Below are 12,425 nucleotides of genomic sequence, written 5' to 3' on the forward strand. Positions count from 1 at the left end.
TATCATAGATGAGATTTTATAATGCTTAAATCATACTCATTTAATATCCAGTCTTATGCTAAGCTGGTTTCTTTGAAGATTGTTTTTGTCATCATGCTGGTTAGCTTTTTAGCCGGTTGTCCTACAAATGTAACCAGACAACTGGATTTTGATGAAACCCAAACATCTCAATACTATTTATCACAGCTATCGTCATCATCCGGTGATGCAAAAATAAGTTGGCAGCTACTTGCAATTCGTTCTTTAATTCTTGAAGAAAAGTTATCTCAAGCAGATCTGCTAATTAATGAACTACCAAGCGACCTTAACTCAATGCAGCAAAATGAAGCTATTTTATTACGAGATGAGATAGCAATAAAAAGTGGGAAAAATTTTGATCTCGCTAATATTAGGTTTACTGATCTGAATGAGGAGCAAAAAATTCGGTTTTATAAAATAAAAATAGTCTTAGATGAAAAACAACATGATGTAAATGCTCAACTTCGGAATTATATTGAATTAGCACAATATGGTTCAATTGAACAACGGCACGAAACTATCAACGATACTTGGAATTTTCTTCGTGCATTGGACGAACTGGCGATTGAGAGTATCTTAGTATATGCTAATGAACCTGTATTACAAGGCTGGGTCGATCTGATTTATACTTATAATAATAATGCAAATCTTTACCAAATTGACGATTCGGATGATGCTGATACGATCGCTAAAAAGGAAGAAGAGCAATTTAAATTAATCAAAAATGCAGTGAGTGAGTGGCAATTACAGTATTCAACCCATCCAGCTGCATTATATTTACCAAGAAATATTTATGGTGATAAATATCGTTTACCTGATAATGTTAATCACAAAAGTGTTGCATTATTTCTGCCGTTAAGCGGCTCTTCTAAAGTATTTGGTGATGCCATTCGTCTTGGCTATTCCGAAGCCAGTCAGTTTTATACTCAACAACCCCAACAAAATATCTATGTTTATGACACCAATGGAAATGATCTGGATTTATTAGTTAAGCAAGCACAGCAACAAGGAGTGGAACTGATTGTCGGTCCATTATTGAAACAAGACGTTTTGGCTATCATGAAGCTATCACCATCAATTCCAGTCCTAGCATTAAATCAAATTGATAGCTCTGATTTTGCTGCTAATAAATCTAACCAAATCTGTTTTTTTTCTTTATCGCCTGAAGATGAAGCGAGAGACACTGCCAATTATATTTATAACCAGAATAAAAAGACTCCATTACTTATTGTACCTAGAAATGATCTAGGTGAGCGAGTTGCTAAGAGTTTTGCTGAGCAGTGGGATTTAACGGATCCTTCGGCAAATAGTCGGGTATATGTTCAATACTTTGATTCAGAGAAATCATTAAGTAATCAAATTAATTCAGGAAATGGTATCGAACTAGAAGGGACGCCTATTGCTCGCGGGCAGTTTAATCAGTTTGAATCCGAACAACTAGACCGTTTACCATTGAGTTCTGGCGAAGCCGTTGATTCATTATCAATCGCTAACATCGATAATCCTAAGTTTGATGCGATTTATATTTATGCCTCTCATAATGAATTAGCGCTAATAAAATCGATGTTAGATATGAAGTCGAATAAGATGGAACGCGACGAGAATGGAAATTTACGCTTGGATAATAAAGGAAATGCGATTACCGTTACCAAAGTGATCCCATCTATTTATGCCAGCTCAAGGAGCAATAGTGCAGATACCAATCAAGACTTTCGCTATGATATGGAACGAGTTCAGTTCAGCGATATTCCACTAATTATCAGCCAAAACCAACTTGTTGAGCAGTTGCCAAAATATATTAAAAATGATTATTCACTCGTTCGCCTGTATGCAATGGGTGTGGATGCATGGCAATTAGCCAACCATTTTAATCAGTTGCAGCCTTACCAAATAGATGTGTTTGATGGTATGACTGGTAAGTTGTCTGTTGGCTCGAACTGTGAAATTACGAGGACTCTTTTATGGTATCAGTACTTAAATGGTAAGGATATCATTGTCCAGTGATGCAAAACAAACGGCAGTTAGGGCTCTACTACGAAGAAAAAGCCCATTGTTTTTTATGCAAACAAGGCTTAACATTTCTGGCAAAAAATCACGGTTCACAATTAGGTGAGATTGATTTAATCATGCAAGATCATGCTTGTCTCGTTTTTATTGAAGTTCGTTATCGTAAAAATGAACTATATGGCGACGCTCAATCAACTGTCACTAAAAAAAAACAAAGTAAAGTGATTCAAGCTGCTTATAATTGGATGCAACAGCAGCAAATCGATATCGAAACAAAAGAATTTCGTTTTGACGTCTTTGCTATTACGGGTGACAACTACTGCTGGATAAAAAATGCATTCGATTGTTAAATAACTAGAGTGAAAATTCACCAATTGATTAGGTATAAAGATGCAAAGTGGTATAAAAAATTATTTTACGGAAAGTATTCAAACTCAAATAGTGATAACAGAGTCGCTAAGTGTTCCGATTGAAAAAGCAGTTAATTTGATTATCAATGCTTTATTAAATGGTAATAAGGTATTAACTTGTGGAAACGGTATCTCTGCCGCAAATGCGCAAAACTTTACTGCACAACTAGTGAGTGGGATTGATATTGAACGGCCGAATTTGCCCGCAATAGCTCTCGTTGCTGATAATATTTTGATTAGTTCAATTGCCAATCACTATAATCAATTTAATGATATTTATGCTAAGCAGATCCAGGCACTGGGGAATCAAGGTGATATTCTCATTGTATTATCACCGAGTGGTAATGAAAAATCTATTATACAAGCTGTTCAAGAAGCTGTTATAAAGGATTTAACCATTATTACATTAACTGGTGGTGATGGCGGTGCCGTTGTTGGTTTACTTGGACAAACTGATATAGAAATACGTATACCCTCTTATAAAGAGAGAACGATTTGTGAAATGCAATTAATTATTTTAAATTGCCTTTGTCAATTAATTGAAAATACACTTTTTATTCACAAACAAGCTTATTAAGATATAAAATAAAGACGACTAAATAGAGGAAATAAATAGATGAAAAAAGTTGTATTGATTGCTATGGTGATCACAGGCTCTTTAATATTACAAGGCTGCGTTGCTGCTTTTTTAGGTGCAGGAGCTGGGGTTGCTAAGGTTGCAACGGATCCTCGTACTACGGGTACTCAAGTTGATGATACAACACTTGATTCTAGAATTAGCGTAAGATTAAAAGATGAAAGTGACTATTTTAAAGGTTCACGAATTGTCGCATCAGCATACGATGGTAACGTCTTATTAATTGGGCAAGCAAAATCACAGGCAGTAATTGATCGCGCTTTTGAATTAGTCCAAAGCGTAGATGGAGTAAAAAAAATCTATAACAAAATTCAAGTAGGTAAGATAATTAGCGCAGGGGCAATGACCGATGATGCATGGATCACAACTAAAGTTAAGTCTTCTCTTATCGCAAACAAACAAACCAAAGCTCGCGATATAAAAGTGATCACCGAAGACGGTCAAGTATTTTTGATTGGTATGGTAACCGCTGAAGATGGTCGTTTGGCCGCTGATATTGCCAGCAAAGTATCAGGCGTTAAATTAGTCACAACTATTTTTACTTACATTAATTAGTTTATTCTAATAATAGAATTTAAATAACTACCTAAAATTGATTGTAATAGAATAGGTTATAATTTTTTTAGCATAAATATTATATTGATGACTGTTGTGATTTTTTCTATAGATAAATGTTTAATTGTGATTAAAAATAGATCGTTTTGATAGTGTGGAGCTTGGTTAACTTGCTCCTATCACTAATAAATAGTAACAACCCCATTGACGAAAACATGATTTAACGGTAAGATGCGCGCCTTATGGAAAATAGATTACCTTTAACAATTGACCCAATTAAAGCAGCCCAAAAAAGATTAGATTACATTGGCGAGTTTCTTGCTAAAAATGCTAGTCGTTTGGCTGAGTCAGTTGATAGTGTAAACAGTAATATTGAATGCGCTTTATCATTTGGTATTGATCAGCAACGACTTTGCGTTATCAAAATAGATGCTAAAGTGCTTTTGACATTAGTTTGTCAGCGTTGCCAAAAGCCATTTGAAGTGTGCATTCATGTTAAAAATAAGTTTAGTCCTGTCAAGAGCGATGCTCAGGCAGAGGATTTGCCGGAATGCTACGAGCCAGCTTTACTTAATGAGTTTGGTGAAATAGATATACTTGCACTGGTTGAAGATGAGATTATTCTTAGCTTACCAATTGCACCGGTGCATGATAGTCAGCACTGTGAAGTGTCGGAAGCAGATATGGTTTTTGGTGAGATTCCTACCGAGGATGATAGACCTAACCCGTTTGCAATTTTAGCTAGTTTGAAAAATAAGCCTTAAGAGAGGAGTTAGTCCATGGCCGTTCAACAGAACAGAAAAACTCGAGCAAAACGTGGTATGCGTCGTGCTCATGATGCATTAACTGTTGCAAATATTTCAGTTGATGAATCAGGAAAGACCCATTTACGTCATCACGTAACCGAAGATGGTTATTATCGTGGACGTAAGGTTATTAATAAGTAATTTCTGATTTTTAGGTGATATTTTGGACAATCTAACGATTGCGTTAGATGCTATGAGTGGGGACTTCGGTCCTCCGGTCATTGTTCCTGCTGCATTACAAGCATTAAATCATCATCCTCATTTACATATTATTTTAGTTGGTAATCCAACTGAAATAGCTCCTTTTTTGCCTAAAAATTATCAGCGCTTAACAATTGTTGAATCTTCATCTGTTATTACTAACGATATGAAACCTTCATTAGCAATCAGGCATAGTCAAGGTTCATCGATGAGAGTGGCCTTGGAGCTTGTTAAACATAATCAAGCTCAAGCTTGTGTCAGTGCTGGTAATACAGGGGCGTTGATGGGGCTGTCTAAATTGCTCCTTCATTCTATTGATGGGATTGAACGACCTGCTTTAGTGGCTATTTTACCTGCATTAAATAAGCGTAATACGGTTGTGCTTGATTTAGGTGCTAATGCTGAGTGTGATAGTGATATGTTGGTTCAATTCGCCTTGATGGGTGATATTTTAGCACGAACCCTTTTGAATATAAATAATCCTAGAGTGGCTTTACTTAATATTGGTGAAGAAGATATTAAGGGGCTTGACCGTATTAGAGCGGCTGCTAGTATTTTAAAATCAGACGAAAAGATTAATTTCATCGGTTATCTAGAAGGTAATGAGCTACTAACAGGAAAGACCGATGTGTTAGTCTGTGATGGCTTTGTTGGTAATGTTACATTAAAAACAGTTGAAGGCTTACTTAAAATATTCTTATCCTCAACGCAGTTAATGACAAAGCCTCATTCGGTATTGATGAAATTAGTTGGTTATTGGTTACAAAAAAAGGTGACAAAGAATTTTGGTCACTTAGATCCTAGCCATTACAATGGAGCATGTTTACTTGGCTTGCAAAGTGTTGTGATTAAAAGTCATGGTGCAGCAAATCAAAAATCGTTTTTAGCTGCTATTGAACAAGCAATATTAGCGATTAAACATAATATACCTGAAAGAATTGCAATGAGTCTTTCTTCTACGTTACCTAAGAGTGAAAATATTGATGTATACTAAAATTTTGGGCACAGGGAGTTACCTTCCAAAGCAGGTCAGAACTAATGCCGATCTTGAGAAGATGGTTGATACTAGCGACGAATGGATTTCAACTCGTACGGGTATTAAAGAACGACGTATTGCTGCTCCAGATGAAACGGTTACATCAATGGCTTATGAAGCTGCGATCAATGCTATTGATATGGCTAAAATTGATAAAAATGATATAGGTTTAATTATTGTTGCAACCGCGACGTCCGTGAATGCTTTTCCAAGCAGTGCGGTAGAATTGCAAGCGAAATTAAATTTACCTGATTTAATTGCTTTCGATATTTCAGCCGCCTGCTCTGGCTTTGTTTATGCATTGGATATTGCTGATAAATACGTTAAAGCTGGGACAGTAAAATACGCTTTGGTCATTGGTGCAGATATGTTGACTCGCGGCGTAGATCCACAAGATCGAGGAACCATTATTATTTTTGGTGACGGCGCGGGAGCCGTTGTGGTTGGTCGCTCTGAAGAGCCAGGGATAATCGCGACACACTTACATTCCGATGGACGTTACGGTGAATTACTCAAATACCCATATGTTGATCGGCGCGATCTGGAAAATCCAGTTTATATGACGATGCAAGGTAATGATGTTTTCAAAGTTGCTGTACGTGAGTTATCAAATTTAGTTGATGAAATACTAATCGAAAATAATATTGATAAGACTGAGTTGGATTGGTTAGTACCACATCAAGCTAATTTACGCATTATTTCAGCAACAGCAAAACGCTTAGACATGGATATGAGCAAAGTGATCGTGACCTTAGATAAACAAGGTAATACATCGGCAGCGTCGGTACCTTGTGCTTTAGATATTGGTGTTCGCGATGGGCGCATTAAACGTGACCAATTATTGCTTTTAGAGGCTTTTGGCGGTGGATTTGTTTGGGGTTCGGTATTAGTTCGATTTTAATATAACAGTTTAAAGATATTAGTGAATTTAAACCGTTGTATTTGTTAATATTTTACTTAAAATTACAGGCTAGTAACGAAGAATTTTTGCTGGTTTACTATCATTTAATAAATGACGATAAAGGTTAAATTAATGACTAAGTTTGCAATGGTATTCCCTGGGCAAGGGTCGCAATCAATAGGAATGCTTAAGGAATTAAGTGAAAAATATTCTATTATAGAAGAGACATTTTCTCAGGCATCATCAGTTTTAGGGTATGATCTTTGGCAATTAGTCCAAAATGGCTCTGCGGAAGAATTAAATAAAACGTGGATAACCCAACCAGCATTACTTGCTGCATCAGTTGCTATTTTTCGTATTTGGCAAGATGAGCAAGGGCCAATGCCTGAGTTAATGGCTGGTCATAGTTTAGGTGAGTACTCAGCTTTAGTTTGTGCTGGCGTTATTCGTTTTGAGGATGCAATTAAATTGGTTGAACTCCGGGGTAAACTGATGCAAGAAGCTGTCCCTGCAGGCACTGGTGCCATGTATGCTATTATTGGTTTAGATAATGATTTAATTGCTAAAGCGTGTGAAGAGGCCGCACAAGGTCAGGTTGTTTCTCCTGTTAACTTTAATTCGCCAGGGCAAGTGGTTATCGCTGGTAATAAAGAAGCTGTTGAAAGAGCAGGTGTTTTGTGTAAAGAAGCGGGCGCTAAACGTGCTTTACCTCTACCAGTTAGTGTTCCTTCTCATTGTGCATTAATGAAACCTGCAGCCGATAAATTAGCGCAAGCACTAAAAAATATTACATTTTATCAACCAAATTATCCTGTAATTAATAATGTTAATGTTAAAATAGAAACGGATTCTCAAGCTATTAAAGATGCACTAATTGCACAATTATATAGTCCTGTACGTTGGACAGAATGCGTTGAATATATGGCTAAGCAAGGGATAATTGTTGTTACTGAAGTGGGACCTGGTAAAGTTTTAACTGGTTTAACGAAACGTATTGTAGATTCACTTTCTAGCATTGCAATTAATGATTCAACGTCATTATTAGATGCATTAGAAAATACTAAATAAAAGGGGCTAAAATGAATTTATCTGGAAAAATTGCTCTAGTTACAGGGGCAAGCCGAGGGATTGGCCGCGCAATCGCTGAAAAGTTGATAGCAAATGGAGCAACGGTTATTGGTACAGCAACAACTGAAAATGGAGCACAAGCCATTAGCCAATATTTAGGTTCACACGGCAAAGGTTTTGCCTTAAATGTAACAGATGAGAAGTCAATTGATTCGGTTATTGAAGCAGTGAAAACGCAGTATGGCGATATTGATATTTTAGTTAATAATGCCGGAATTACGCGAGATAACCTATTAATGCGAATGAAAGATGATGAGTGGCATGATATTCTTGAAACTAATTTGACTTCAGTATTTCGTTTATCAAAAGCACTGATGCGTACTATGATGAAAAAACGTTATGGTAGAATAGTGACAATTGGCTCTGTTGTTGGAACGATGGGTAATGCCGGGCAAGCAAACTATGCGGCTGCTAAAGCTGGTTTAATTGGCTTTAGTAAATCTCTCGCGCGAGAAGTTGCATCTCGAGGGATCACGGTCAATGTTGTTGCGCCAGGATTTATTGAAACTGACATGACTAGAGCGCTTTCAGATGATCAGCGTAGCGGTATTTTATCGCAAGTGCCGGCAGGTCGTTTAGGCGATCCTAAAGACATTGCAAATGCTGTTGCTTTCTTAGTTTCAGATGATGCAGCTTACATCACTGGTGAAACTTTACATGTCAATGGTGGCATGTATATGGTTTAATCTGCTAGAATAGTGTAAAATAGAGCGAATTTTTAGTAGAGAGAACAAAAAACAATCAATTTTGTTGAAAATTTTGGTTGCAACTTTTTCAACATTTTATAAACTTACAATCACCGCCACTTTTGGCGATATTTATAGGAAAAAAGAGTATGAGCACTATTGAAGAGCGAGTTAAGAAAATTATTGTTGAGCAACTTGGTGTTAAAGAAGATGAAGTAAAAAATGAATCTTCTTTCGTTGAAGATCTTGGTGCTGACTCTCTTGATACAGTTGAATTAGTTATGGCTTTAGAAGAAGAATTTGATACAGAGATTCCAGATGAAGAAGCTGAGAAAATCACAACGGTTCAATCTGCAATCGATTATGTGACTGCGAATCAATAAGGTTAGCAGAGAATATTAAACTAGGCGGTCATATGATCGCCTAGTTTTTGCCTAGATACAAACATCACAGTTGCCTTATTATGAAAAATAGGTGCAGTTCTTATTTTAATCCTTTTCAGGAGGAACAACGTGTCTAAACGCAGAGTTGTTATTACTGGAATGGGGCTAATATCTCCAGTTGGTAATACAGTTGAGTCTACATGGCAGGCATTGCTAGCCGGTCAAAGCGGTGTAGAATTTATTGAACACTTTGATACAACCCCTTTCGCAACACGTTTCGCTGCTATGGTAAAAGGCTTTAATGGCGAAGATTACAATATTACTCGCAAAGATGCCCGTAAAATGGATTATTTTATCCAGTATGGTATTGCAGCAGGCATTCAGGCTATGCAAGATGCGGGAATCGAAATAACAGAACAAAATGCAAAACGTATTGGTTGTGCTATTGGCTCTGGTATTGGCGGCTTAGGTCTTATTGAAGAGAATCATAGCGCATTAGTTAATGGGGGGCCGCGAAAAATCAGTCCATTTTTTGTTCCATCAACGATCGTCAATATGATTGCCGGCCACTTATCAATTACTTATGGTTTAAAAGGGCCAAGTATCTCTATCGCGACAGCGTGTTCTTCAGGTGTTCATAATATTGGTCATGCTGCACGTATGATTGCTTATGGTGACGCAGATGCAATGCTGGCTGGTGGTGGTGAAAAAGCGAGCACCCCTTTAGGTATTGGTGGCTTTGGCGCTGCAAGGGCATTATCAACGAATAATGATAATCCTAAAGCGGCCAGCCGTCCTTGGGATAAAGGCCGTGATGGTTTTGTGCTTGGCGATGGTGCAGGTATTATGTTCTTAGAGGAATATGAGCATGCTAAAAAGCGTGGTGCAAAAATTTATGCTGAAATCGTCGGTTTTGGTATGAGCGGTGATGCATATCATATGACATCGCCACCTGAAGATGGTAGTGGTGCTGCGCTAGCAATGGAATGTGCTATCCGTGATGCAGGTATTACGCCTGAGCAAGTTGGCTATATTAATGCTCATGGAACATCAACACCTGCTGGTGACAAAGCTGAAACTCAAGCAGTAAAATCGATTTTTAAAGAAAATAGCAATAAAGTTATGGTTAGTTCAACTAAGTCAATGATTGGTCACTTGTTAGGGGCAGCGGGGGCAGTTGAATCGATCTTCACTATATTAGCATTACGCGATCAAGCCATTCCTCCAACAATTAATCTGGATAACCCAGATGATGGTTGTGATTTAGATTATGTACCTCACACGGCAAGACAAGTGAAAAATATAGAGTATGCACTTTGTAATTCATTTGGTTTTGGCGGTACTAACGGTTCCGTTTTATTTAAGAAAATTTAATTTTCTTACCAAATCTAACGCCGTGTAAGCGGCGTTAGATTTTATATCAAATTACTTAAGTGGTTCAATCACTTCATCCATTTTGCATTCTACGATTTTAGTATCACTCAATAAATACGCCGTTTTATTTCTTTCTAAAAATAAAAAACTGATTTACCTCAATATTTATTGCTACTTTTTATGTGTCCTATCTAGTTTTGGTGAGATTAACCTGTAGTGGTCAAGTAATTCCGTGCACTAACTTAGGTTTTCTGTTACAGCAGGAGAAAACCCTGCATTAAAAGTATGGGGATGTATTGGTTGTAATATTAAAATAAATATCGACTAACATCAGCTTTAGCTTCATTTAAATGAGCATAGCCTTGGGTAATCCCCCCTAAAAATAATAGGATTCAAAAGTAGAATTTTCGATTAATATTTAATTAATACAATAAGGAGATTCTCAATGAAAACATCTAAATTTACTGACAGTCAAATTATGTCCATCTTAAAACAAGCCGAATCGGGTACACCGGTTACCGTTCTGTGTCGCGAACATGGAATGAGTAATGCTACATTTTATAAATGGCGTTCAAAATATGGCGGTATGGATACAGCATTAATGTCTAGGTTAAGAGAGCTAGAAGTTGAAAATGCTAAGCTCAAAAAAATGTATGCCGAAGAAAGGCTCAAAGCTGAAATCATTCAGGAAGCCATGGCAAAAAAGTGGTAAAGCCCGCTTGTAGACGTTTAATGGCAAAGCAGGCAGTGACTCATCATTCAATCAGTATTCGATTAGTCTGTGCCCTGTTTAATATCAGCGAGACCTGTTACCGATATGAATCAAAGAACAATGATGAAAATGCATTAATAGCCAAACAACTAATTGAATTAACAGAGGAAAATAGAGATTGGGGATTTGGGTTATGTTTCGCCTATTTGCGCTATGTTGCCCACTATGGTTGGAATCATAAGCGGGTGTATCGCATTTACTGTGAATTGGCATTAAACTTACGCATTAAGCCGAGAAGACGATTAAAAAGGCATAAACCCGAGCCGTTAAAAGAGCCCATACGTACGAATCAAGTTTGGTCACTGGATTTTATGCATGACCAGCTTGCTGATGGGCGTAAGATTAGGTTGTTAAATATTATCGATGATTACAAACGAGAAGGCTTAGCGATTGAAGCTGATTTTTCATTACCAGCTATTCGAATTATCCGTGCACTTAATCGACTATTGGAATTTAGAGAAAAGCCAACGGTAATTCGGTGTGACAATGGTCCCGAATTTATCAGCCATGAGTTCAAAAACTGGGCGAGAGAAAAAGGTATTAGCATCGAGCATATAGAACCAGGAAAACCACAACAAAATGCTTATATTGAACGTTATAACCGCACGGTACGTTACAGTTGGCTTGGTTTAAACTTATTTGATACATTGGAAAGCGTGCAAAATTATGCTACAAAGTGGCTGTGGCACTATAACCATGAAAGGCCTCACCAAGCTAATCATGGAAGACCACCTTTGATGGTTATTTAACCTCTACTTTTAACTTCCATTAATTGTGGGAGGATTACCCTTGCTTTAGCAATCCACTCAACCTTTAAACTTCTAAATAATCGTTCTGTTGCGCATTATCCTAACAATTTCCTCTTCGGCTCATGCTTTTTTCAATCTGATATCGCCAACGCCTTAATTTAAATAAATACATATAACACATAACCTAAATCGTTTATTTTTTTTTATTATTATTTATTTTTATAACTCAAGTTTTATGGTTTACAAATACACTGGTTCGCATATATTTTATTCAACCTCTTTATGAGAATTATGAATCAATAGTTTATTTAAAATATGTTGCAATAGTTCATAATTAAAACGATAAATTTAGAACCATTTTAAATATAATTATAGAGGTATATATTGGATAATATTAATAAAAATAAAGTTATTAGTCGTTTACTTTTGATTATAGGCCTTATTGCTGTAGTTGGTACGTTGTTTTTTTTCGATAAAAATTCAATTTTTAGCCTCGCTCTAGGAGTAGTTTTAATTATTGTCGCAATTTTGTCTTTATGTTTGCATACAGTTAGAAAACAAGAAGTAAAAGCGAAAATGGATAAATTTAATTTATTAATGGAAACCTTACTTATCGTTTGTTACTTTGGATTTGAGGGTATTTTTAAGGTATTAGCATTCTTTGCTTAATCTCATCCTCTTTTAAACAATAAATTTTTTTATTTTAGTAATATATAACTATAGTGATATTTATTAATATCTTCTTAAGCAAAATTCAGGTTA

At 36.5% G+C, this 12,425-nt stretch carries 14 protein-coding genes; all 14 read left to right on the forward strand.

Annotated features, from left to right (window positions below; all coding sequences use genetic code 11):
• The first annotated feature begins 21 nt into the window (after window positions 1–21).
• Window positions 22–2,022 carry a penicillin-binding protein activator gene (locus tag RHO12_10230; GenBank protein WVD65740.1) on the forward strand — a complete coding sequence of 667 codons (2,001 nt, stop codon included), beginning with the start codon at window positions 22–24 and terminating at the stop codon, window positions 2,020–2,022.
• A complete protein-coding gene (locus tag RHO12_10235) occupies window positions 2,022–2,375 on the forward strand; it encodes a YraN family protein (protein ID WVD67402.1) in 354 nt (117 codons plus the stop codon). The genes RHO12_10230 and RHO12_10235 overlap by 1 nt, the downstream gene beginning before the upstream one ends.
• A gap of 40 nt (window positions 2,376–2,415) precedes the next feature.
• On the forward strand, window positions 2,416–3,012 hold the full coding sequence (locus RHO12_10240) for an SIS domain-containing protein (protein ID WVD65741.1): 597 nt from the start codon (window positions 2,416–2,418) through the stop codon (window positions 3,010–3,012).
• 39 nt (window positions 3,013–3,051) lie between these two features.
• Window positions 3,052–3,627, forward strand: coding sequence for a division/outer membrane stress-associated lipid-binding lipoprotein (gene dolP / locus RHO12_10245; protein ID WVD65742.1), 576 nt, complete (start codon window positions 3,052–3,054; stop codon window positions 3,625–3,627).
• A 242-nt stretch (window positions 3,628–3,869) separates the two neighbouring features.
• Window positions 3,870–4,391, forward strand: a complete 522-nt coding sequence (gene yceD / locus RHO12_10250; protein ID WVD65743.1) for a 23S rRNA accumulation protein YceD — start codon at window positions 3,870–3,872, stop codon at window positions 4,389–4,391.
• A gap of 15 nt (window positions 4,392–4,406) precedes the next feature.
• On the forward strand, window positions 4,407–4,574 hold the full coding sequence (rpmF, locus tag RHO12_10255; GenBank protein WVD65744.1) for a 50S ribosomal protein L32: 168 nt from the start codon (window positions 4,407–4,409) through the stop codon (window positions 4,572–4,574).
• Between the two features lie 22 nt (window positions 4,575–4,596).
• Window positions 4,597–5,628 carry a phosphate acyltransferase PlsX gene (gene plsX, locus RHO12_10260; GenBank protein ID WVD65745.1) on the forward strand — a complete coding sequence of 344 codons (1,032 nt, stop codon included), beginning with the start codon at window positions 4,597–4,599 and terminating at the stop codon, window positions 5,626–5,628.
• The gene (locus tag RHO12_10265) at window positions 5,618–6,571 is read left to right on the forward strand and encodes a beta-ketoacyl-ACP synthase III (GenBank protein ID WVD65746.1); all 954 of its coding nucleotides are present in this window, start codon (window positions 5,618–5,620) and stop codon (window positions 6,569–6,571) included. The genes plsX and RHO12_10265 overlap by 11 nt, the downstream gene beginning before the upstream one ends.
• A gap of 132 nt (window positions 6,572–6,703) precedes the next feature.
• Window positions 6,704–7,639 (forward strand): ACP S-malonyltransferase, encoded by a 936-nt coding sequence (fabD, locus tag RHO12_10270; protein ID WVD65747.1) that lies wholly within the window; start codon window positions 6,704–6,706, stop codon window positions 7,637–7,639.
• Window positions 7,640–7,650: 11 nt separating this feature from the next.
• Entirely contained in the window at window positions 7,651–8,385 is a 735-nt protein-coding gene (gene fabG, locus RHO12_10275) for a 3-oxoacyl-ACP reductase FabG (protein WVD65748.1), read from the forward strand.
• Between the two features lie 149 nt (window positions 8,386–8,534).
• Entirely contained in the window at window positions 8,535–8,768 is a 234-nt protein-coding gene (gene acpP / locus RHO12_10280; GenBank protein ID WVD65749.1) for an acyl carrier protein, read from the forward strand.
• 129 nt (window positions 8,769–8,897) lie between these two features.
• Complete coding sequence (fabF, locus tag RHO12_10285) at window positions 8,898–10,142, forward strand: beta-ketoacyl-ACP synthase II (protein WVD65750.1); 1,245 nt, start codon at window positions 8,898–8,900, stop codon at window positions 10,140–10,142.
• A gap of 445 nt (window positions 10,143–10,587) precedes the next feature.
• A protein-coding gene (locus RHO12_10290) for an IS3 family transposase (GenBank protein WVD65751.1) occupies window positions 10,588–11,663 on the forward strand; the annotation gives its coding sequence in 2 pieces (ribosomal slippage) (window positions 10,588–10,840 and window positions 10,840–11,663; 1,077 coding nt in all).
• A 384-nt stretch (window positions 11,664–12,047) separates the two neighbouring features.
• Window positions 12,048–12,332: a hypothetical protein gene (locus RHO12_10295; GenBank protein ID WVD65752.1), complete on the forward strand. Its 285-nt coding sequence runs from the start codon at window positions 12,048–12,050 to the stop codon at window positions 12,330–12,332.
• Window positions 12,333–12,425 lie beyond the last annotated feature (93 nt).

Source organism: Orbaceae bacterium lpD02, from assembly GCA_036251875.1.
In the GTDB taxonomy this organism is placed as follows: domain Bacteria; phylum Pseudomonadota; class Gammaproteobacteria; order Enterobacterales; family Orbaceae; genus Orbus; species Orbus sturtevantii.